The organism is Amycolatopsis pretoriensis (genome assembly GCF_900107925.1).
Lineage (GTDB): Bacteria > Actinomycetota > Actinomycetes > Mycobacteriales > Pseudonocardiaceae > Amycolatopsis > Amycolatopsis pretoriensis.
Genome location: NZ_FNUJ01000008.1, coordinates 137871 through 158964 on the forward strand (window position 1 = coordinate 137871; position 21094 = coordinate 158964).

The window sequence follows — 21094 nt, forward strand, 5'->3', positions numbered from 1 at the left end:
TCGGCAATCACTCCCAGGCGCCGCAACCCACCTGCTTCAGCACGTATTTCAGGGTGCTGTGGAACGAGGTGATCGGCCGGCCGCTCGGGTTGGCCGGGTCCCGGATGACCACGTCCACATTGCCGTCACCCGTTTCGAGCACCCGGATCATGTTCCCGCTGTTGGCGTCGAAGTAGAGATCGCCGTTCTGCCAGACGTGGTCGACGTCGATCTGACGGCCGCCGGACTGCACCTGGCCGTGGACGTCCCGCGGCGCGGTCGAGCCGCCGTCGCCCGCTGTCGTGTGCGCGATCGCGACCCCGCCGACCGCGACCGCGGAGCCGACCAGGCCGGCGCCCACCAGGACCCCGCCGTCGATGGCCAGCGCGGTTCCGCCGCCGGCGACCGCGACGGTCGCCACCGCGCCGCACGGTTCGAGCACGATGCACGCGCCGATGCCGAGCGCGGCGCCCGCCACGGCCGCGCCGATGCCGAGGCATTCCCAGAAGCCGCAAAGACCCGTCGGGTCGGTGTAGTTGACGGGGTTCCCGCCCGCGTACGCGTACGGCGTGCGGGTCTTGTCGACCATCGGATCCGGTGTCAGGAACAGGGCCGAGGCCGGGTCGTAGTACCGGGCCCTGAGGTAGACCAGCCCGGATTCGGCGTCCGTGTACTGGCCGGTGAACAGCAGCGGCGTGGTCACCGTGCCGGTTGTGCTCACCGTGCCGTACGGCGTGTACGTGTCGCGGCCGACCAGCCGCCCGACCGCGTCGAGCAGCCCGGCCGTCGAGCCGACCTGGTCGTGCACGAACCAGGACGTGCCGGCCGCGCCGACCTGCTCGATCGGCAGGCCGTCGGGTCCGTACACGAACTGGTGGTCGCCGTCGGACAGCACGTTCGGCGTGGACCCCGCGTCCCAGACGAAGGTGGTGGTCCGGCCCGCCAGCGTCTTCGTCGCCCGCAACCCGTCACCGTTGTAGGTGTAGGTGGCCGATCCGCTCGTGCCGGTGTACGACGTCAGGCGCGCGGCCTGGTCGTAGCCGTACGTCGCCGAGCCGGCCTTGGTGCGGTTTCCGTTGCCGTCGAAGGTGTCCGCGGTGACCTGCCCGGCCGCGTCGAACGACTGCGTGAGTGATCCGACGGTGGTCGGGTTGTTCGCCGCGTCGTAGCCGAAGGACATGCCCTTCGCACCGGCCAGCTGCTCCCGCGGGCTGTAGCCGACGTCGCCGGTCTCGCCGTCCGCGGTGACCGAGGACACCTGGCCGAGCGCGTCCCGCCCGTAGCCGAGCGAGAGCACGGTGCCGGCGGCCGTCGCGGTCAGCTGATCGGCGTCGTTGTAGCTGTTGGTGACCGTCACGCCGTTCGGATAGGCGACCGTGGCCACCTGGCCATCGGCGTTGTAACCGAACCCGGTGGCGTTCCCGTTCCAGTCGGTCACCTTGGTCAGCCGCTCGGCGTCGTCGAAGGTCCGTGCCACCGGCGTGGCCTGGCCGGGGTAGGCGATCGACGTCAGGTTGCCGGCGTTGTCGTAGCCGTATCCGACCGCCGCGCCGGAGCCCTGGGTCTGCGCCGTGACCTCTCCGAAGACGTCGTACGTCCAAGTCGACTTGCCGGTGCCGTCGGTCCGCGAGACGCGCTGGCCCAGCGGGTCGTAACCGTAGGAGACGCCGGGCGTCACACCGTCCGAATAGGACACCGACGTCAGCCGCCCGGTGGCGTCGTAGCCCTTGGTGGTGACCCGGCCGGTGGCGTCGGTCGCGGTCACGCCGAGACCGGCCGGGTCCAGCCGCCGGCTGGTGACGCGGTGGTCCGGGTCCGTTCTCGAAACCTGGCGGCCCTGGCCGTCGTAGCCGTAGGAAGTCTTGTCCCCCAACGCGTCCTTCGTGTCGGCGATGGTGCCGTCCGGGTTGTACTCGGTGACCTGCGCGGTGTTGTCCGCTTGGGTGACCGTGGTCGCCCGCTCGGCGGCGTCGAACGTCGTGGTCGTGGTGCGGTTGTTCGCGTCGGTCGTCGACGTCCGCTGGTGATCGGCGTCGTAGGTCACCGAACTGGTGTGCCCCAGCGGATCGGTCGTCTTGAGAAGCTGGCCGAACGCGTCCAGGGTGTAGGACGTGGTCTTGCCGTTGGGATCGGTTGCCGAGGTGAGCCAGCCGGTGCCGGTGTCGTAGCCGAACCGGGTCTCGTCACCGAGCGGGTCGGTGACGGTCGCCTTGTCCCCGGCCGAGTCGTAGGTGTAGGTCGTGGTCTTGCCGTTCGCGTCGACCGACCGGTTCAGGTCGGCGGGGTGCGCGGCGTCGTCGTAGTACGAGCGCACGGTGCGCGTCGGCGCCGGCCCGAAGTTGCCGGTGGTGGACTCGACGACGTTGTTCGCCTTGGTGAGCGTGGTCGATGTCGGCACGGCGGTGTTCGGGTCGTACGTCGTGACCGTGGCGACCCCGTTCGCGTCGATCGTCTCGACCAGGTTGTCGTTGTCGTCGTAGAAGTAGTCCGTCGTGAAGCCGAGCGGGTCGGACTCCGCCGTCTTGTTGCCGTGGTCGTCGTAGCTGAACGTGCGCACGTTGCCGTCGGCGTCCGTCGTCGTGGACACGCCGAGCGTCACGGGGTCGTAGGTGAAGCTCGACGTGCCCGCGTCCGCGGTGCCGTAGCCCTTGGTCTCCGAGACCAGCAGCCCGTTCTGGTACGTGTCGAGCGTCTTGTGCCCGCCCGCGTCGGTGACCAGCGTCTGGCCGGCCGCGGGGTAGCCGAACGTGGTGACGCCGCCGTCGGGATCGGTCTGGCTGGTCACGCGCTCGGCGCCGTCGTAGGCCATGGCGGTGACCGCGTTCGCGGGACCGTCGTGGTTCTTGGCCGACCGCATGGCCGTCATCAAGTGCCCCGCGGCGTAGCCGTACTGCGCGTGCCCGCCGCCCACGTCGATGACGTCGGTCAGGTTGCCGTCGCCGTCGTAGGCGTAGGAGACGTGCCGGCCGGCGGCGTCGCCCAGCCCGGTGATGTGGTTCCCGGTCCAGGTCAGCGTGTACGCGCGACCGGCCGGATCGGTGATCGTCGCCAGGTGGCCGGCGCCGTCGTAGGCCAGGGCGGTCCGGTACGGCGGGTTCGCCTTGCTGCCGGCGAGGTCCGTCTCGGCGGTGAGCCGGCCGCTCGTCGCGTCGAAGGTGAAGATGTCCTTGCCACGCCGGGTGTACACGTAGTTCTGGCCGGTCTTGACGAGCGTCGCGTCGAACCGCGGTGCCGCTGTGGTGTAGGTGCCCGCCGAGGCGGCGAAGGCGACCTGCGAGCCGTCTTCCTGCCGGATCGTCACCCCGCCGTCGGTGGCCGTGGTCGCGCTCAGGTTGTACGAATGGGTCCAGCCCCAGCCGAACGGCCCGTCGGCGGCCAGGGTCTTGTTGGGGCCGTTGGGATCGGCGATGCCCTCGGCGTAGCTGCGGGTGAAGTCCAGCGCCTTGCCGCGGCCCGGCGTGCTGAGGTCGGTGAAGGTGTCGCCGAAGTAGCCGGTGGACGTGTCGACCGGGTCGCCCGCGGTCCGCCGAGCGCAGCCGCAGGCGATGAACGCCGGGTTCGAGCCCTTGGGCGCGTCCTGGATGCCCGGCGGCCCGCCGATCGGCTGGCCGGGCGTGCCACCCATGGGGACGAACGCGACGGCGTCGAAGGCGACGTCGAAGTCCGAATAGCCGAAGCCGCCGTTGTCCTGGGAACTGCCGTTGTTGTTCAGGGTGACGTTGCCGCCGTTTTCCATGGCGAACGTGCCGATGGTGACCCACTGCTCGGAGTTCCACGCCTGGTTGACGCGGATCTTCCACGGCGGGACACCGCCGCCCGGGTTGATGTTGTAGACCACGTTCGTCGCTTCGGCGCCGAGGCCGGGCAGGTGCAGCTTCACCTTGTAGTACTGCAAGGACGGCAGGTTGGGCGTCCACACGCCGGTGTTGATCAGGGCCGGGTTCGAACCGTCCTCGGTGTGGGTGAACAGGACCCGGCCGCCGAGGCCGGTGCCGAGCTGGTGGGTGTCGATCGCGCCGATCGGGTCGCCGGCGGAGTTTTTGCCGTAGGTGTAGGTGAACGTGCCGTTGCTCGACCAGTTCGCGCCGCCGCAGCCCTGCAGGTTCAGGCGGTTCGGCTCGTCGTCGACGATGATCGAGCCGCCGGGCACCTTCGAGGTGTCCTGAGCGCAGGTAGGCGGGTTCTTCGTCGGGTTCGCGGGTTCGCTCCCGCCGGACACGGCGTAGGGGCTCGTCGCGCACGTCGTGGCGCAGCTCGGGATCCACGTGACGGGGTTGTGCCACCAGCACTGGAAGTCGTCGAGCATGCAGTGGCTGGCGCCCGGGTTGGAGGTGTTGGTGTTGTTCGGGTCGCACTGGTTCGCGGCGAGCGAGCACATCGTGGTGAACGGCGCGGGCTGCACCCAGCGCTGCCCGCCGTTGTACGTCGGCTTCGCGTACGCCGGGCTGCCGTAGCGGATCAGCGGGCTCGCGGTCCAGCCCAGCACGCGCTCCTGGTAGGGCCAGCTCGCCGGGTGCGCGGCGTCGGCGTAGGTGTCCTGCAGGTACGGGTCGCGGTTGGGCGGGTAGTCGAGGTTGGCCGGGTTGTTGGTCCAGCCCAGGCCCCACGTGCCGTGCGGGCCGGTGCAGGACGGGCCGGGCGTGCAGCCGGTGGTGTTGCCGTTGGCCGCGTTCGGCTGGATGCCGGAGTTGTACGCCCAGGCCGCGAAGTACCAGTTCTCGAGGTAGCGCGGGTCGGCGTTGTTCGCGGTGATCCCGGCGCTGTAGAGCTGGTTCCAGGTGGTCTCGAGGATCTGCAGGCCCGCGGCGATGTTCTCCTGGTAGTCGACCGCGACCTTCCACTGGCCGTGCTCGGACAGCGAGTGGTCGCCGATGTGCATGCCGTCGGTGACCTGGCTGATCCCGTAGCCGCAGTCGGAAGCGGCGTAGTTGATGGACACGATGTCGCCGCCGGCGCCGTAGTAGCTGGCGATCAGCGGGTCGCCCGCGGTGCCGGCGGGAGCGTGCCAGGAGGCCTGCGACCAGTTCGACTCCTGGGCCATGATGCCTTCGAAGATCGACCGCGGCACGGTGTTCGTGCCCCCGGCCGGGTGCGACAGCGGGATCAGCGGGAAGTCGCTGTTGGGCGCGTACGCCACGAGACCCAGGTTCCCGAACCCGGCCGGGCGCGTGTAGGCGCTGCCGGTGAGCAGGCCCTGCTCGGCCATCTGCACGGCCCAGTTGACCTGCGCCGGGTTGGGCTGCATCACCTGCCGGTTGGCGTTCAGCGGCGGCACCGCGCACTTCGGCGTCTGCGCCTGGGTGGTGTTCGTCGACTGCGGTGCCGCGTCGGCCTTGGCGCTCAAGCGGTTCTGGTGCGGAGCCTCGGCCGCCTTCGGGGCGACGGAGTAGGTGGGCACGGCGGTCGCCGCGGACCGGGTCGCCGCCGCGACGGCCGGGGCGAGCACCTTGCCGGTGTTCGTCGCCAGCAGCGCCGGGGTGGCTTTCTGCCCGTCGGCGTCCGGGCCGAGCAGCGCGTCACCGTCCAAAGAGGACGCTTCGGCACCGTGGGCGAGGCCGCCGTCGCCGACGCCGCGCACGCCCGCCGCGGCGAGCGCACCGGGCGCCGCGGGGGTCGCACCGGCGAGCACGGCGTGCCCGGCGCGGCCCTGCAATAGCTGCACCCGGCCCAGGTCGCCGGACCCGAGCGGTGTGACGGCACCGGCGTGCTCGTGCGCGGCGGTCGCGGTGCGCGTGCCGGGCTTGGTGTGCAGGAAGGTGACGCCGCCGTCGGCGGCCGGGCGGACGTCGTAGACGTCACCGGGCAGCGTGGCCAGGACGGTCCCGGCCGGGACGGACACCAGCCGGTTGCCCGCGACGCCGACGATGCCGGCGGCGGTCGGCACGGCGGAGGTGATCTGGCCCGCGGCGGTGACGTCCGCGTCGATCTTGCCGGTGGCGAGGTTCGCGGTGACCAGCCGGGTCTTCCCGTCGAGGGCGACGGTGAACACGGCGGTGTCCCCGGTGCCGCAGCCGGGCGAGTAGTACTTCAGGCCGACCCCGCCGGCGAGCGCGCGGACGGAACCGCTGCCGAGGTCGACGGAGTAGGCGAAGGCACCGTGGTCGCGCGCGGCCTGGGTGTTCACGGCGGTCGCGGGCAGGATCGCGACGGCGGCGTACTTCCCGTCGCCGGAGAGGCACTGGTAGCCGGTCCACGGACCGTCGAACCCGGCGGGCCGCAGCAGCGCGACCTCCTGCCACGCGAAGCCACCGGATTCCCGGCCCAGTTCGAGGTGGTACCCCTGGGCGTCCCCGTAGCCGTCGACGGCGAGATCGGCGGATTTCGCCGCACCGGGCCCGAAATCCGCGGGTTTCGGCGCCGCGGGTTTCGGTGCCGCGGCTTTCGGCGCGGCCGGTTTCGGCGCGGCGTCCGCCACGGAAGTGAGCCCGCCGACGAGCGACAGGACGGCGATCAGCAGAACGAAAAGTCTCCGCGCCCGACGGGCACCACGGAACGAAAAGGACACGGTCCGGACCTCCCCCAAGACGGCCCCGCACGGGCCGCGCTCCGCGCAACCACCCGGAAACCCCGAGGCCGCAGGTGAAATCTAGCGCCGCGGTGGGAAAGGTCCATCAACCGTTGGAGTGATCTTGGTTCAAGGGAAGAAAAGGTCCCGGCCTGGGTTGATTACCCGTTCTTTGCCTAGGCCACGCGGGATGGCCCGGAGGCTAGCGCACGAGCCACGGAGCGAGCAGTGTCTCCAGATCGGCGTCCGACAGCGCCCGGGGGCCACCGTGGAACTCGTGCCAGCGGGCCGCGTCGCACGCTGCCGCGTACTCCACCTCGAACGCCCGCATCAGCACGTACATGAACGTCACCGAGCTGAACCGCTCGCCCAGCAGCGTCCGGGCCTCACGCGCGACGTCGGTCGCGCCGACGAAATCCGTGAGCTTCAACGATTCCGCAGCCGGGTCCAACAGGCTGGGGGCATACATCACGACAGAATCTCCATAACCCAAACGAAAAATTAGCCTTCGGCGGCGAGCTGTCCACAAGCGGCCGCGATGTCCTGGCCGCGCGTGTCCCGCACGGTGCACGCTACTCCGCCCGCGTTGACCAGCCGCACGAACTCCCGCTCCACCGGCTTCGGCGAAGCGTCCCACTTGGACCCCGGCGTCGGGTTCAGCGGAATGACGTTGACGTGGACCAACTGACCCAGGTGCTGCCGCAGCCGCTTGGCCAGCAGCTCCGCCCGCCACGGTTGGTCGTTGATGTCCCGGATCAACGCGTACTCGATGGACACTCGCCGCCCGGAAGTGTCGGCGTAGTACCGAGCCGCCGACAGGACTTCGTCCACCGACCACCGGTTGTTCACCGGCACCAGCGTGTCGCGCAGCTCGTCGTCCGGCGTGTGCAGCGACACCGCGAGACGCACCTGCATCTTCTCGTCCGCCAGCTTCCGGATCGCCGGCGCCAAGCCCACAGTGGACACCGTCACCGACCGCTGCCCGATCCCCAGACCACCGGGAGCCGGGTCGGTGATCCGCCGAACCGCGGCCACGACGCGCTTGTAGTTGGCCAGAGGTTCGCCCATCCCCATGAAGACGATGTTCGACAGCCGCCCCGGCCCGCCGGGCATCGTGCCGTCGCGCATGACCGCCGCCGCCGAACGGACCTGGTCCACGATCTCCGCCGTCGACAGGTTCCGGTCCAGACCACCCTGGCCGGTGGCGCAGAACGGGCACGCCATCCCGCACCCCGCCTGGCTGGAGATGCACAGCGTCGCGCGGTCCGGGTAGCGCATCAGGACGCTCTCCAGGAGCGTTCCGTCGTGCGCGCGCCACAGCGTCTTGCGCGTCGCGCCCCTGTCGGCCTCCAGCGCGCGGACCTCGGTCAGCAGCGTCGGCATCAACGACTCGACGAGCCGCGAGCGCGACGCCGCCGGGATGTCCGTCATGTCCGCGGGGTCGACCGTCAACCGCGAGAAGTAGTGGTTCGACAGCTGCTTCGCCCGGAACGGCTTCTCCCCCAGTTCCGCCACCGCGGCAGCGCGCTCGGCCACGGACAGGTCGGCGAGGTGGCGCGGCGGCAGGCCACGCTTGGGGGCGTCGAAGACGAGCGGGAGGGCAGTCATAACCTGACCAGTGTCCCACGCGCCCACCAGCACCGCCCGAACCGCCCTGGCCGAATGTACGCCAGGTCACCGGCGAAACCGGGAAGGCCGTCCGGGAGTCCAACAGCGGACGAAAGAGGTGAGCCCGTGTCCTTCCGGCACATCGCCCTGGCCCTCGCGGTGGTCTTGAGCGCCGCCGCCTGCAGCACGTCGACCGCCGGGCAGGCGCAGCCCGTGCCGACGGTGACGAGGGCCGCCGGGCCGCAGGTCGTCGTCGGGACCATGCACGTCACGCTGCCCTCCGGCGCCAAGTACACCCAGGCCAGCGAAGACGGCCTGCTCGACGGCTGCGTCGCGGAAGGCACCGTCGTCTGCGAAGCCCGGCTCCTCGACCTGCGCGAAGCGACTTCGGACCCCAACGCGCCCATCAACCTCCCGAGCGCGAAGCGGCCCTTCGGCTGGTACACGGGTACCGACGTGCCGACGTGCATCACGCCCGCGTCGCCGCCCGGGCAGGCCGCGGAGGCGACCGGCAGCAACCTCGTCGAGTCCGGCTACAAGCCCATCGGCCCGAAGACCGCCGAGTACGGCCGCTGGGAAGTCACCTGCAAGGACGCGACGCAGAACAACCAGGTCCGGATGTGGTGGCTGCCGACGAGCAAGATCCTCGTCGTCCAGTACGGCGCGTCCGAAACCTCGAACGAGAAGATGGACGCCGTACTCGCCGGCGCGACCTTCAGCTGACGGCGTCGAGCGCGGCCCGGATGATCGCGTCCGCGTCGATGCCGTGGTAGCGGTAGACGTCCTCCAGCGACCCCGACTGCCCGAACTTCGTGACGCCCAGCGCGACCGACGACACCCGGTTGATCCCCGCCAGGAACGCCAGCGTGTGCGGGTGCCCGTCGAGCACCGTGACCAGTGGCTTCGCTCGCGAAGCCGGGAACACCTGGTCGAGGATCCACGACGAGCCCTCGCCCCGGCCCGACCGCGCCTGGACGGCGTCGAACAGCAGGCCCGGGCTGGTCACGCACACGACGTCCGCCTCGACGCCCACTTGGGCCAGCCGCTCGGCCGCCGCCAGGGTGTCCGGCACCAGCGCGCCCATCGCCGCCAGCGTCACCGCCGGTTCCGATGCCCGCCGCAGCAGGTACGCGCCCGCCACCACCTGACGGCGACGGCGTTCGCGCGCGGCGGGGTCGGTGGGCACCGCGGCGAGGGTCTGGTCGACCGGCCGCGTCGAGAGCCGGAAGTACGACGACGTGCCGCCCGGCTTGCCGAGCCGGCCGAGCGCCGCCAGCAGCGTCCACTCGGTGTCGATCGCGAACGCCGGTTCGTAGCTGACGCAGCCGGGCTGCTCGATGCCGATCGACGGCGTGGTGATCGACTGGTGCGCGCCGCCCTCCGGGGCGAGCGTGACGCCCGACGGCGTGCCGATCAGGATCGACTGCCCGCCCGCGTAGATGCCGAACGACCACGGCTCGAGCGCGCGCTCGACGAACGGGTCGTACATGACGCCGATGGGCAGCAGCGGCTCGCCCCAGCGGCTCCAGGTCGCCCCGAGCTCGCCCAGCAGGCCGACCAGGTTCGTCTCGGCGATGCCCAGCTCGACGTGCTGGCCGGTCGGCTTCTCCCGCCAGTGCATGATCGTCTCGGGGTCGTCTTCGAACCAGTCGCGGCGCTCGGTGGCCGACCACACGCCGACCTTGTTGACCCAGCCGCCGAGGTTGGTCGTCGAGCTGACGTCCGGGCTGACCGTCACGACGCGCTTCGCCGCTTCGGGCGCTTCGCGCGTCAGGTCGAGCAGGACGCGGCCCAGCGCCGCCTGCGTCGTCGCGGTCCCAGAAGGCGTACGCCCGATGTCGACCGGCAGGTCGAGCGAAGGCGCCGAAGGAACGTCCGGACGGCGAAGGCGCGAAGCGACTTCAGCGCACAACGCGGCTTCAGGGGATCCGTCAGCGAAGCCCTCCCAAGGCGACGAGAGGTCCGTCCCCAACGACGTCGCCAGCTCTTCCATCTGCGCGACGGTCAGCAGCGACGAGTGGTTCTGCGGGTGCCCCTGCGTCGGCAGCCCGCGGCCCTTGACCGTGTAGCAGAAGATGACCGTCGGCCGGTCGTCCGCGATGGACGCGAAGACCTCGTCGAGCGAGCCGAGGTCGTGACCGCCGAGGTTGCGGATCGCGGCGAGCAGCGTCTCGTCGTCCAGCGACGCGACCAGCTCGGCGAGAGCGGCGTCGCCCGCGGGCAGCCGGTCGCGCAGCTGGGCGGCGTCGCAGCGCAGCAGCCGCTGGTACTCGGGGTTCGGCATCCCGTCGATGCGGGCGCGCAGCTCGGCGCCGCCGGGCCGGGTGAACAGCTCCTCCAGCAGCCGCCCGTACTTCAGCGTGAGGACCTGCCAGCCGGCCGCGTCGAACATGCCCTGCAGCCGCCCGGCCGCGATGTTCGGCACGACGCGGTCGAGCGACTGGCGGTTGAGGTCGACGATCCAGACGATCTCGCCCAGTTCGGCGACGCCCGGGTCGAGGATGGCCTCCCAGATCGCGCCCTCGTCCAGCTCGGCGTCGCCGACCAGCGAGTACTGGCGGCCGGTGCCGGCGTTCGAACCCCGGGTCGTCAGGTAGCGCCGCGCCAGCGCGCCCCAGATCGGGGCGGTGGCGCCGATGCCGACCGAGCCGGTCGAGTAGTCGACGGGGTCGGGGTCCTTGGCGCGGCTCGGGTAGCTCTGCAGGCCGCCGAACTCGCGCAGCGTCGGCAGGTGGGCCTCGTCCAGCTCGCCGAGCAGGTAGTTGATCGCGTGGAGCACCGGCGACGCGTGCGGCTTCACCGAGACGCGGTCCTCGGGACGCAGGTGCCGGAACCACAGCGACGTCATGATCGACACGAGCGACGCGCACGACGCCTGGTGCCCGCCGACCTTCAGCCCCGAGGGGTTGGGCCGGACCCGGTTGGCCTGGTGCACGATCGCCGTGGCGAGCCACAGGACCCGCTGCTCGATCGCGGTCAGCGCCGGGGCGGTCACGGGGGCGTGGGTCATCGTCGACACCTTTCGTGCAGGAAGCGCACACCAGGACAGCACTGGTGGACGCTTCGCACAACCGATGCCCCCGCGAGTGCGCAGAATGCCCACCGGAAGCGGACGGCTCAGGTCTCCGGGTGCGCAGAATGCACGCGCTCCAGCAGGGGCGTCAGGCGGTACGGGACGAGCTCGCGCATGACGAGCGAGATGTTCGTCCGCTCGACGCCCGGGGAGGCGAGGATGCGCCCGGCGATGCGGTAGAGGTCGTCGGCGTCGACGGCCACCACCTGCACCATCAGGTCGCTCGCCCCGGTCAGCCCGCACACCTCGGTGACCTCGGGGATCGTGGCCAGGGCGTCGGCGATCTCGGCCAGGCGCCGCTGGTCGACCATCGCGTTGACGAAGGCCCGCAGCGGGTAGCCCAGGCGCGCCGGGTCGATGCGGCGCTCGAACGACCGGAGCACGCCGCGCTGTTCGAGCCGCACGAGCCGGGCCTGCACCGTGTTGCGGGACAGACCCAGCCGCTCGGCCAGCGCGACCGCCGTGGACCGGGGGTCTTCGCCCAGGGCCTGGAGCAGCCGCGCGTCGATCTCGTCGATGGTTTCCGGCACTCGCCGATCTTCTCAGCCCAGGTACTTCTTCAGGTCGTCGAGGACCTTCATCGCCCCGATCGGGCCGAGGCCGAGGAACCACACGGAGTCGTCGACCGGGACCGCGTGCTTCGCCTTCACCGCGCCGAGCCCGGCCCAGAGCCCGCTGCTCGTGACGGCCTTCTCGTCCGCGCTGGGCCCGGCGCCGTAGCTGGAGTAGAAGATCCAGTCGGCGTCGGCCTCGTCGATGCGCTCCTTGGAGATCTGCGCGGCCAGCTCGTTGATGTTCTGGTTCGCCGGCCGCGCGAGACCGACATCCTTGAGGATGACGCCGATGAAGGACAGGTTGCCGTAGAGCCGGATGTTGCCGGAGAGGAACCGCAGCAGCGAGACCTTCGGCGTGCCCTTGACCGAGGCCTTCACCTCGTTCGCGCGCTGCTGGTAGTCGTTCAGCAGCCCGACGGCCTTCGTCTCGTCGCCGAGCGAGGCCCCGATCAGCAGCAGGTTCTCCTTCCACGGGAACCCGGGCCGGATGCTGAACACCGTCGGCGCGATCTTCGACAGCTGCGGGTACAGGTCGTTGGCGCGCAGCTTGCTGCCGACGATCAGGTCCGGCGTCAGCGCGGCGATCTGCTCGAGGTTGAGGTTGTTGATCTCCCCGACCGCCGGGATGCCCTTGACGCGGTCGGCGAGGTAGGACGGCACGCCGTTCTGCCCGGCCGTCGTCGCCATCCCGACGGGTGTGACGCCGAGCGCGAGGACGTCGTCGAGCTCGCCGCTGTCGAGGACCACGACCCGCGTGGGCTTCTTGTCCAGCTTCGTCTTGCCGAGCGCGTGGGTCACCGTGCGCGGGAAGACGCCGGGACCGACGTCGGCGCCGAGCTTGGCCGTTTCGCTGTCCGCGGTCGAGAACAGCCGGCCGCCGGTGGCGACGTCCTGGTCGCCGACGCCCGAGCTGCTGGGCTTCGCCGGCTGGCCGCAGGCGGCGAGGAGGGTGCCGGCGGCGAGCACCGCGACCAGGCGAGTCCAGTTAGGACGCATCGGGGGTTCCTTCTCTCGGAGGGGTGGCCCGCCGCCGGCCGATCGGGACGACCAGGGGCGTGGCGGACACCGGGTCGGGGATGACCCGGCAGGGCATGCCGAAGACGTCGGCGACGAGCTCGGCGGTGAGGATGTCGGCGGGCGCGCCCTCGGCGGCGATCCGGCCGTCCTTCATCGCGATCAGGTGGTCGCCGTAACGGGCGGCCAGGTTGAGGTCGTGCAGGACGATGACGATCGTCCGGCCGTCCTCGGCGTTCAGCTCGGCCAGCAGGTCCAGGACCTCGACCTGGTGGGCGATGTCGAGGAACGTCGTGGGCTCGTCGAGCAGCAGCAACGGCGTCCGCTGCGCCAGGGCCATGGCGATCCAGACGCGCTGGCGCTGCCCGCCGGACAGCTCGTCGACCGGCCGGTCGGCGAGCTCGACGGTGTCGGTGGCGACCATCGCCTTCGCGACGGCGTCGTCGTCTTCGGCGCTCCAGCGGCGGAACACGCCCTGGTGCGGGTAGCGGCCGCGGCCGACGAGGTCGGCGACGGTGATGCCCTCGGGCGCGGCCGGCGACTGCGGCAGCAGGCCCAGCACCGTCGCGACGTCCTTGCTGCGCCACGTCGTGATGCCCTTGCCGTCGAGGTAGACCGCGCCGGCGGCCGGCGTGAGCAGCCGCGCGAGACCGCGCAGCAGCGTCGACTTCCCGCACGCGTTGGTCCCGACGATCATGGTGACCTGGCCCGGCGGGATTCGCACGGAGAGGTCCTTGACCACGCGCAGCGGGCCGTAGCCCAGCTCGAGATTCTCGGTGTGCAGTGTCACGGCGTTCCTCTCACATCCGCCCGGCGCGGTTGGCGGTGGCCAGCAGCCACAGCAGGTAGGGCGCGCCCACCGCGCCGGTCACGACGCCGACCGGCAGCTGGGCGCCGAGCAGGTGCTGGGCCGCGAAGTCGCCCAGCAGGACCACGAGCGCCCCCGTCAGCGCGGCGGGGACGAGCCCGGCGCGGGCGCCGCCGACGAGCCGGGTCGCGATCGGGTTGGCCACGAAGGCGACGAACGAGACGGGCCCGGCGGCCGCCGTCGCGAACGCGGCGAGCGCGACGGCGACGAGCAGCAGCGTCACGCGGCTGCGTTCGACGTCGAGCCCGAGCCCGGCGGCGGTGTCGTCGCCGAGCTGCAGCCCGGTGAGCGCCCGGCCCAGCAGCAGCGCGGCGGGCAGCAGGACGACGAGCGCGGCGGCCAGCGGGCCCGCGTGGTCCCAGCCGCGGCCGTTGAGGTTGCCCGTCAGCCAGACCAGGGCCTGCTGGGCGAGCGTGACGTCGGCCCAGGTCATCAGGTACGAGACGACGCTGGTCAGCACCGCGCCCACCCCGACGCCGACGAGCACCAGCCGGTAGCCGTGCACGCCGCCGCGGCGTGCGAGGAGGTAGATCGTGGCGCCGGTGAGCAGCGCGCCGGCCAGTGCCGCGGCGGAGACGACCGCGCCGCCGGCCCCGAACAGCACGATCGCGACGACCGCCGCCGCGCTCGCGCCCTGCGTCACGCCGATGACGTCCGGGCTGGCGAGCGGATTGCGCAGCAGCCGCTGGAAGAGCGCGCCGGACGTCCCGAAAGCGACGCCGACGAGGACGCCGGTGACCGCGCGCGGCAACCTCAGCTCCGTGACGACGTAGGCCGCCCGGCCGACACCCTCTCCCCCGAAGAGGAGGCCGGGCAGGTCACCGAGCGGGACCGGGAAGTCGCCCACCGCCAGGGAAAGCGCGAAGACGACGACGATCGCGAGCAGCAGCGCCAGCGTCACCGAGCGGGCACGGACCGCGCCCCGGCGACGGGCGGCGGCGACCACGTCGACGGCGTTCACACCGCCACGACCTTCCGGCGGCGCACCAGGAGCACGAAGACGGGGGCGCCGATGAGCGCCGTCACGATCCCGACCTGGACCTCGGCCGGGCGCGCGACCACGCGGCCGACGACGTCGGAGACGAGCAGGAGCAGCGGCGCCAGCAGCGCGGAGTACGGCAGCAGCCAGCGGTGGTCGGGGCCGGTGACGAGCCGCGCCGCGTGCGGCACGGTCAGCCCGACGAACGCGATCGGCCCGGCGATCGCCGTCGCCGACCCGCACAGGACGACGACGGCCAGCGCGCACACGAGCCGCGCGACCGGGACGTTCTGGCCGAGCGAGCGGGCGACGTCCTCGCCGAGTGCAAGGGCGTTGAGCAGCCGGGCGGAGACCAGCGCGAGGACCACGCCGGCGACCACGAACGGCACGGCCTGGGTGATCGTCGCGGCGTCCCGGCCGGTCAGCGAGCCGACCTGCCAGAAGCGGTACTGGTCGAACGTCGTCTGGTCGGCCAGCAGGAGCGCGCTGGTCACCGAGGCCAGGGCCGCGGTCACCGCCGCGCCGGCGAGGGCGAGCTTCACCGGCGTCACCCCGGCCCGGCCGAGCGAGCTGACGCCGTAGACGACCGCGCCGGCCGCCGCGGCGCCCGCGAAGCCGAACCAGACGTACCCGCCGACGCTGGTGATGCCGAAGGTGCCGATGCCCAGGACGACGAAGAGGGCCGCGCCCGCGTTGACGCCGAGCAGCCCCGGGTCGGCGAGCGGGTTGCGCGTCGCGCCTTGGATGACGGCGCCGGACAGGCCCAGCGCGACGCCGGCGAGCACCCCGGCGAGCGTGCGCGGGAGCCGGAGTTCGCGGACGACCAGGTGGTCGGGGTTGCCCGGGTCGAAGTGGAAGAGCGCGTCCAGCACGGTGGCCGGGCTCAGGCCGCGGGTGCCGACGGCGACGCTGAGCAGCACGGCGGCGGCCAGGGCCGCGGTGAGGACCACCAGCCCGGCCGTGAGCGGGAGCGAGCGGGTCCGCACTGGTCGTTACCTTTGCTAACAGGTCTTTAGGCTTGCCTACCCTATGGCGCGGAACTTGAAGGCTCAAGTTCCGTGAGCGGCATCACCGAAGCGAGGTTGCCATCCGACTGTTTCCGATATATCGTGAAGCAGTCGCAACAGTTCGAGAAAGGAACACAGACATGCGTAGGCAACGACACCCCTTCACACAAGAGCACCCCTTCGCCCAGGAACGTGGGCGTGCACCCTTCGGTGGCTTCGGCGACTTCGGTCCGGGCTTCGGGCCGGGTTTCGGTCCGCGCGGCGGACGCGGCCGGGGGCACGGACCGGGCCGGCGGGGTCACGGCGGACGGCGCAGCCGCCGCGGTGACGTCCGCGCCGCGATCCTGGCGCTGCTCGCCGAGCAGCCCCGGCACGGCTACGAGATCATCCGCGAGATCGGCGAGCGCTCCGGCGGCTTCTGGCGGCCGAGCCCCGGCTCGGTCTACCCGACGCTGCAGCTGCTGGCCGACGAAGGCCTCGTCGTCAGCAAGGACGAGAGTGGCAAGAAGCTGTTCGAGCTGACCGACGCCGGCCGCACCGCCGCGGAAGAGCAGGACAGCACCCCGCCGTGGGAGCAGATCGCGCAGGACGTCGACCCGGTCGAGGTCGGGCTCGCCAAGGCGGGCAAGAACCTGGCCGCCGCCGTCGTGCAGATCATGCGCGCGGGCACCGAGAGCCAGCAGGCCCGCGCGGCCGAGGTGCTCAACGACGCCCGGCGCTCGCTCTACGGCATCCTCGGCGAGGACGACGAGGAGTCCGCTTCGGGCGAGACGGCAGCCGAGTGACCTGGCAGGACGAGGCCGGTGGGCTTGACCCGCGTGTGCACGCGGTAGCCCACCGGCAGCGTCAGGTCCTGCGCGCGATTCCCGTTACGCTGCAAGGACTCCGCGATCGCCTGTTCGGCGACGCGCTTGCTGAACTCGATCTTCAGCACCGCTTCGAGGTCGGCGGCGGTCGTGAAGCGCCACTGCGTGGCGACCCGGCGTAGGCCGAACCCGGCGCGGGCGAAGAACCGCTCCACCGCCACCGGGTCGTAGTGCGGCAGGTCGGCGCGCATCCAGCCGCCGTAGGGCTCGCTGGTCACGTCGAGGTCGACGATCACGATCGTCCCGCCCGGCCGCAGCACCCGCTCGGCTTCCGCGAGTCCGGGTTCGCAGCCGGGTCCGAAGAAGTACGCCGTGCGCGCGTGGACGACGTCGACGCTCGCGCTGCGGACCGGCAGCCGCTGGGCCCGGCCCATCCGGACGTCCACGTTCGACAGTCCCTCCACGCGCTTCAGCGCGCTTCGCACCAACGGCTCGTGCGGCTCGACCCCGAGCACCGAGCGGGCGTCGCGGGCGAAGCGCGGCAGGTGAAACCCGTCGCCGCAACCGACGTCCAGCACGTCCCGGCCGGCCCACTCGACCTCTTCGCCCAGCACGCGCCAGATCTCCCCGGCGCTGTCTTGCGCCCGGTTCTCCAGCTCGTAGTCGGCCGGGTAGTACCAGATGTTCGGGCTCGGCACGACCTCCGCGCGCCGGGACGACCACCGCACCGCTGCTCCTTTCGGGCCCTCCTGCTCCGGCAGTGATTTTCCGGCGACCGAATCTTGGCGGAAACCACACGGTTCACGCCTAGAATTCGGTGGGTCTCGGGAGGAGCACCACATGACGATCGGCCCGTCCAGTCCCCCGTCCCCGGTTCCGGCCGGAATCCCGTGCTGGATCGAGCTGGCCTGCCGCGAGCAGGCCGTGGCGGAGCGATTCTACGGCGCGCTGTTCGGCTGGGAGTACACCACTCAACGGGATCCGGCGACGTCCGACGGCCGGTACGCCATCGCGACGATGACCGACTTCCCCGTCGGCGGCCTGTACCGCGCCGCCCCGGGCGCGCCGCTGGGGTGGATGCCGCACCTGTCCGTGCCGCACACCGCGAGCGCGGCCGAGTGGGTGGAGCACCTCGGCGGGCGGATCACGCTCGGCCCGGCGCCGATCCCGCGGCGCGGCACGATCCTGCACGCCTACGACGCGTGCGGCGCGCCGGTCGTGTTCTGGGAGGTGCCGCCGGACTGGGAGTTCGTCACCGGGATCCCCAACACCTTCAGCGGCGCGGACCTCAACACGCACGACGGCGTCGCGGCGGATCACTTCTACACCAAGCTCTTCACCTACGGCAGCCACCAGATCGGCGACGGCGAGTCCCTGGACTACGTCGAATGGCTCATCGAGCACGAGCCCGTGCTGTACCGGTACGTCATGGGTTCGGAGTACAGCCTCGACACCCCGCCGCACTGGCTCGTCTACTTCGACATCGATCCCGCCCGCGGCGTCGACGCGGTCGCCGGCGAGTCCCTCATGCACGGCGGCACCGTCGTGATCCAGCCCTACGACACGCCGTTCGGGCGCATGGCGATCCTCGCCGACCCGGAAGGCGCCGTCTTCGCGGTGATCGACCACTCGCGCGTCTCCGAGGACTGGGGCCGCGCGGAGGTCGACGACCCCTACGACGACTGACGCTCGGCGAAGGCCAACCCGGCGACCAGCGCGTACCCGCCCGCCACCAGCCACATCCCGGTGGCGGGCAGCAGCGCGCCGACGAGCGCGACCCCGATCGCGCCGCCGGTCTGGCGGGACGCGTTGAGCACGCCGGCGGCCAGCCCGGCCTTGCCCGGCAAGGAGTTCATCGCCAGCGACGTCATCGCGGGCATGGCCAGCGAGCAGCAGCCGAAGACGACCGAGACCACGACGAACGGCACGAGCGCCCGGTCCGCGGGCAGCAGCGCGAAGCCGATCGCGCCGGCGAGCCCGGCCAGCGCGCCCGCGACCATCGGGACGCGCGGGCCGAACCGCCCGGTCAGCCGTCCGCTGAAGAACGCGTTGAGCCCGACCGCCAGCGTCAGCGGCACCAGCGCGAGCCCGGCCGCGAGCGCGCCGAGCGACCAGGCGCGTTGCAGGAACAACGCGAGGCAGAAGAGCGTGCCGTAGAGGCAGAAGTTGAACAGGCCGCCGATCCCGGTCGCCACCGCGAAGTTCCGGATCTTCAGGATCTTCGGCGGCAGCACGGGCTCGGCGACGCGGTTCTCGACCGCCACGAACACCGCGCCGGCCACCACTCCCCCGGCGAGCAACGCGAGTGTCGCGGGCGCGAGCCAGCCGGCGTGCCCGGCTTCGATGAGCCCGGCGACGAAAGCGGCCAGCGACGCCGTGCCGAAGAGCTGACCGGCGAAGTCGAGGCGGGTCTCGGCCCGCGGCGGTTCCGTGACCGCGCGGCGCGTCAGGACGATGGCGACGATCCCGACCGGGACGTTGACGGCGAAGACGAGCCGCCAGTCGGCGAGACCGACGGCGAGCCCGCCGAGAACGGGACCGGCGGCCAGCCCGACCCCGCTCATGCCGCCCCACACGCCGAGGGCGCGCGCCCGCTCCCGCGGGTCGGGGAACTGGTGGGCGATCAAGGCGAGCGACGACGGCAGCAGCGCACCGGCCCCGGCGCCCTGGACAGCGCGGGCCGCGATCAGCCAGCTGGTGTCCTGCGCGAGGGCACAGCCGATGCTCGCGACGACGAAGACGGCGACGCCCGCTTCGAAGACGCGTCGCGAACCCCACCGGTCACCGGCGGCGCCCCAGGTGAGCAGGAACGCGGCGAGCGTGACGGTGTAGGCGTCGACGACCCACTGCAGCGCGGCGACCGACGGCTCGCCGAAGTCGGCACCAATCGCGGGGAGGGCGAGGTTCACGATGGTCGCGTCGAGCGTGATCATCAGGAAGCCCAGGCAGACGGCGGACAAGGCCAGCTTCGCCGGAGCGCGGGTTTCGGTGGTCATGCCCCCGAGTCAAACCCGCGGAAGCTTCGGCCGTCCACGAACCATTGCCTCCCGCGTGGGAGCCTCCGGCTCCCACCGCAGGTCAGCCGAGCGGGACGAACGCCGAAAGCAGCAGCCAGGAGACGACGGCCGAAGGCAGCAGCGAGTCGAGGCGGTCCATGATCCCGCCGTGCCCGGGCAGCAGCGTGCCCATGTCCTTGACGCCGAGGTCCCGCTTGATCAGCGACTCGACGAGGTCGCCGAGGGTCGCGGTGAGCACGATCGCGACACCGAAGATGACGCCCTGCCAGACGTGCCCGTCGAGCAGCAGGCTCAGCGTGAGGGCGCCGGCCACGACACCGCCGACCAGCGAACCGCCGAAGCCTTCCCAGGTCTTCTTCGGGCTGATGGTGGGGGCCATCGGGTGCTTCCCGCCGAGTACGCCGGCGATGTAGCCGCCGGTGTCCGACGCGACGACGCCGATGAGGAAGGTGAGCACCCGTCCGACGCCGTCGGACGGTGGGACGAGCATGGCCGCGAAGGCGCCGAAGAGCGGTAGGTAAGCCGCGGCGAAGGTCGACGCGCTGATGTCGCGGAGGTAGCCCTTCGCGCCGCCGGGCAGGCGCCACAGCAGGCAGGCGAGCACGGTGAGGACGAAGGCGGTGAGCGCGCCTTCGCGGCCGAACGGCCAGGCGAGCCAGATCATCGCCTGCCCGCCGACGAGCACCGGGATCATCGCGACCTTGACGTCGGCGACCCGGCGCAGCACCCCGGAGAACTCGAAGGTGCCGACCGCGATCGCGATCGCGATGATCCCGATGAACAGGAAGCGCACGGTGAGCAGGGAAACGATGATCGCGGCGCCGAGCAGCAACCCGACCCCGATGGCGGCGGGCAGGTTCCGGCCGGCCTTGGAGGCCTTCTTGGCCTCGGAGGCCGCCGGTTCCGCGGCGGCGGGCACCGAGGTCGCCTCGGCAGCCCCGGCGGCCGACAACCGGCTCGCTTCACCGGTTCCCGAGGTCGCCGAAGCGGCCCCGGCGGTCCCCGGGAACTCCGGCGCGGCTGGGATGTCGGCCTCCGCCGGCCCCGGCGTCCCGGGCGTGCCGGCCGGTTCGGCTCCGGTCGCGTCCACCCGGTCCTCGCGTTCCTCGCTCACCTGTGCCATCAGACCTCGAGCAGCTCGGCTTCCTTGTGCTTGACCAGCTCGTCGACCTTGTGCGAGTAGGTGTCGGTGAGGTTCTGCAGTTCCTTCTCCGCGCGCACGACCTCGTCCTCGCCCGCTTCGCCGTCCTTGCCGATGCGGTCGAGCTCTTCCTTGGCCTTGCGGCGGATGCTGCGGATGGTCACCCGCGCGTCCTCGCCCTTGCCCTTGGCGACCTTCACCATCTCCTTGCGCCGCTCTTCGGTGAGCTGCGGGATGACGATCCGGATCACGTTGCCGTCGTTGCTCGGGTTGACCCCGAGGTCGGACTCGCGGATCGCCTTCTCGATGGCGTTCAGCTGGGTCTGGTCGTAGGGCTTGATCAGCGCCATCCGCGCCTCGGGCACGTTGACGCTGGCCAGCTGGTTCAGCGGGGTCGGCGCGCCGTAGTAGTCGACCACGATGCGCGAGAACATCGACGGGGTGGCCCGGCCGGTGCGCACCGACGTCAGGTCCTCCTTGGCGACGGACACCGCTTTTTCCATCTTCTCCTCGGCATCGAGGAGGGTCTCGTCGATCACGGCT

General features: G+C 71.6%; 16 protein-coding genes. 3 read left to right on the plus strand and 13 right to left on the minus strand.

The genetic code is table 11. The features are described from left to right. Nucleotides 1-7 precede the first annotated feature (7 nt). The 3 genes from BLV96_RS34095 to rlmN form a co-directional block, all read right to left on the minus strand. Nucleotides 8-6484, minus strand: a complete 6477-nt coding sequence (locus BLV96_RS34095; protein ID WP_244180689.1) for an RHS repeat-associated core domain-containing protein — start codon at nucleotides 6482-6484, stop codon at nucleotides 8-10. A 202-nt stretch (nucleotides 6485-6686) separates the two neighbouring features. Continuing rightward, the gene (locus BLV96_RS34100; protein ID WP_091389924.1) at nucleotides 6687-6953 is read right to left on the minus strand and encodes a hypothetical protein; all 267 of its coding nucleotides are present in this window, start codon (nucleotides 6951-6953) and stop codon (nucleotides 6687-6689) included. A 32-nt stretch (nucleotides 6954-6985) separates the two neighbouring features. After that, the gene (rlmN, locus tag BLV96_RS34105) at nucleotides 6986-8092 is read right to left on the minus strand and encodes a dual-specificity RNA methyltransferase RlmN (protein WP_086670838.1); all 1107 of its coding nucleotides are present in this window, start codon (nucleotides 8090-8092) and stop codon (nucleotides 6986-6988) included. A 126-nt stretch (nucleotides 8093-8218) separates the two neighbouring features. On the opposite strand from rlmN, the gene BLV96_RS34110 reads away from it, so the two are divergent. Further along, nucleotides 8219-8815 carry a hypothetical protein gene (locus BLV96_RS34110; RefSeq protein WP_086670836.1) on the plus strand — a complete coding sequence of 199 codons (597 nt, stop codon included), beginning with the start codon at nucleotides 8219-8221 and terminating at the stop codon, nucleotides 8813-8815. Here BLV96_RS34110 and BLV96_RS34115 read toward each other — a convergent pair. From BLV96_RS34115 to BLV96_RS34140, 6 genes are all read right to left on the minus strand, one after another. Continuing rightward, a complete protein-coding gene (locus tag BLV96_RS34115) occupies nucleotides 8808-11102 on the minus strand; it encodes a transketolase-like TK C-terminal-containing protein (RefSeq protein ID WP_244180690.1) in 2295 nt (764 codons plus the stop codon). The two genes, BLV96_RS34110 and BLV96_RS34115, sit on opposite strands and share 8 nt — an antisense overlap. A gap of 107 nt (nucleotides 11103-11209) precedes the next feature. After that, on the minus strand, nucleotides 11210-11695 hold the full coding sequence (locus tag BLV96_RS34120; protein WP_086670834.1) for an Lrp/AsnC family transcriptional regulator: 486 nt from the start codon (nucleotides 11693-11695) through the stop codon (nucleotides 11210-11212). 12 nt (nucleotides 11696-11707) lie between these two features. Next, nucleotides 11708-12715, minus strand: coding sequence for an ABC transporter substrate-binding protein (locus BLV96_RS34125; RefSeq protein WP_091389926.1), 1008 nt, complete (start codon nucleotides 12713-12715; stop codon nucleotides 11708-11710). Next, nucleotides 12705-13523 (minus strand): ABC transporter ATP-binding protein, encoded by an 819-nt coding sequence (locus BLV96_RS34130; protein ID WP_086670832.1) that lies wholly within the window; start codon nucleotides 13521-13523, stop codon nucleotides 12705-12707. The genes BLV96_RS34125 and BLV96_RS34130 overlap by 11 nt, the downstream gene beginning before the upstream one ends. A 10-nt stretch (nucleotides 13524-13533) precedes the next feature. Continuing rightward, nucleotides 13534-14562, minus strand: a complete 1029-nt coding sequence (locus BLV96_RS34135) for a FecCD family ABC transporter permease (RefSeq protein WP_167379828.1) — start codon at nucleotides 14560-14562, stop codon at nucleotides 13534-13536. After that, nucleotides 14559-15566 carry a FecCD family ABC transporter permease gene (locus BLV96_RS34140; protein ID WP_167379829.1) on the minus strand — a complete coding sequence of 336 codons (1008 nt, stop codon included), beginning with the start codon at nucleotides 15564-15566 and terminating at the stop codon, nucleotides 14559-14561. Before BLV96_RS34140 ends, BLV96_RS34135 begins: the two co-directional genes overlap by 4 nt. Before the next feature lie 161 nt (nucleotides 15567-15727). On the opposite strand from BLV96_RS34140, the gene BLV96_RS34145 reads away from it, so the two are divergent. Beyond that, entirely contained in the window at nucleotides 15728-16372 is a 645-nt protein-coding gene (locus BLV96_RS34145) for a PadR family transcriptional regulator (RefSeq protein WP_086670830.1), read from the plus strand. Here the strand turns inward: BLV96_RS34145 and BLV96_RS34150 are convergent. Then, on the minus strand, nucleotides 16312-17121 hold the full coding sequence (locus BLV96_RS34150; RefSeq protein ID WP_086670828.1) for a class I SAM-dependent methyltransferase: 810 nt from the start codon (nucleotides 17119-17121) through the stop codon (nucleotides 16312-16314). The two genes, BLV96_RS34145 and BLV96_RS34150, sit on opposite strands and share 61 nt — an antisense overlap. 112 nt (nucleotides 17122-17233) lie before the next feature. On the opposite strand from BLV96_RS34150, the gene BLV96_RS34155 reads away from it, so the two are divergent. Then, on the plus strand, nucleotides 17234-18079 hold the full coding sequence (locus tag BLV96_RS34155) for a VOC family protein (protein ID WP_086670826.1): 846 nt from the start codon (nucleotides 17234-17236) through the stop codon (nucleotides 18077-18079). Here BLV96_RS34155 and BLV96_RS34160 read toward each other — a convergent pair. The 3 genes from BLV96_RS34160 to frr all read right to left on the minus strand — a co-directional run bounded on the left by BLV96_RS34160 (nucleotide 18067) and on the right by frr (nucleotide 21090). Next, nucleotides 18067-19389 carry an MFS transporter gene (locus tag BLV96_RS34160; RefSeq protein WP_086670824.1) on the minus strand — a complete coding sequence of 441 codons (1323 nt, stop codon included), beginning with the start codon at nucleotides 19387-19389 and terminating at the stop codon, nucleotides 18067-18069. The genes BLV96_RS34155 and BLV96_RS34160 overlap by 13 nt on opposite strands. Before the next feature lie 82 nt (nucleotides 19390-19471). Then, complete coding sequence (locus BLV96_RS34165; protein ID WP_086670822.1) at nucleotides 19472-20533, minus strand: phosphatidate cytidylyltransferase; 1062 nt, start codon at nucleotides 20531-20533, stop codon at nucleotides 19472-19474. Then, complete coding sequence (frr, locus tag BLV96_RS34170) at nucleotides 20533-21090, minus strand: ribosome recycling factor (protein WP_086670821.1); 558 nt, start codon at nucleotides 21088-21090, stop codon at nucleotides 20533-20535. The genes BLV96_RS34165 and frr overlap by 1 nt, the downstream gene beginning before the upstream one ends. Between the last annotated feature and the right edge of the window lie 4 nt (nucleotides 21091-21094).

Coding starts and splice junctions, on each gene's coding strand:
- BLV96_RS34155 (WP_086670826.1), top strand. CDS start 17,234: ATGACGATCGGCCCGTCCAGTCCCCCGTCCCCGGTTCCGGCCGGAATC.
- BLV96_RS34125 (WP_091389926.1), bottom strand. CDS start 12,715: ATGCGTCCTAACTGGACTCGCCTGGTCGCGGTGCTCGCCGCCGGCACC.
- BLV96_RS34145 (WP_086670830.1), top strand. CDS start 15,728: ATGCGTAGGCAACGACACCCCTTCACACAAGAGCACCCCTTCGCCCAG.
- rlmN (WP_086670838.1), bottom strand. CDS start 8,092: ATGACTGCCCTCCCGCTCGTCTTCGACGCCCCCAAGCGTGGCCTGCCG.
- BLV96_RS34160 (WP_086670824.1), bottom strand. CDS start 19,389: ATGACCACCGAAACCCGCGCTCCGGCGAAGCTGGCCTTGTCCGCCGTC.
- BLV96_RS34100 (WP_091389924.1), bottom strand. CDS start 6,953: ATGTATGCCCCCAGCCTGTTGGACCCGGCTGCGGAATCGTTGAAGCTC.
- BLV96_RS34165 (WP_086670822.1), bottom strand. CDS start 20,533: ATGGCACAGGTGAGCGAGGAACGCGAGGACCGGGTGGACGCGACCGGA.
- BLV96_RS34115 (WP_244180690.1), bottom strand. CDS start 11,102: ATGACCCACGCCCCCGTGACCGCCCCGGCGCTGACCGCGATCGAGCAG.